This is a genomic window from Micromonospora aridisoli, from assembly GCF_056150025.1.
This window is the reverse complement of sequence record NZ_JAXCFK010000144.1, coordinates 1-550: the sequence shown is the minus strand read 5'-3', so window position 1 is coordinate 550 and position 550 is coordinate 1. Positions and strand designations below refer to the sequence as shown.

At 22.7% G+C, this 550-nt stretch carries 1 protein-coding gene; it reads left to right on the top strand.

What is annotated here, in order from left to right:
* On the top strand, window positions 1–330 hold a 330-nt coding region (locus SM447_RS29795; protein ID WP_474576191.1), incomplete at its 5' end, for a hypothetical protein.
* Window positions 331–550: the final 220 nt, after the last annotated feature.

Genomic DNA, 550 nt, shown 5'->3' with positions numbered 1-550 from the left:
AGTATAATAAATACTTTTCTTGGGATATTTATTGTTATTGGAATTATTTCATCTCTAAATTATGTAATAACAAGTTCAAAATTAAATCTACAATATATATTAAATCGGCTTACACATTCTTTAATTGATTTTGTGTTTTTAATGTTTTCTAGTATGTTAGGATTGTTTGCTGCTATTTTAGAGTTTACGAGTAGTTTGAATTCAGCACCTGATATTTTAAAGTTAAACAAATTGTCATGGATTGGTATTTTTGCTTTGTCTATACTATTGTTTGCGTATGTTTTTATTCTCACAATGATGAAAGAAAATAATGATGAATTTTTAGAATAGTTATTAATGAAATTTTTTAAATTAAGGGAGGAAGAAATATTTTTGAATATTTATTTTTTGGATTTTAAGAATAATTTTTAAATTCTCTTAACGTTAAAGTGAAATGTTTAAATAACGTAAATAAATGTTGTGTATGATATTTTTGACATAAAACTAATAAATATTATTTAAGTAATTAAAGTCCTGAGCAGTACGATACGTTGCATTCAATGAAGACTAT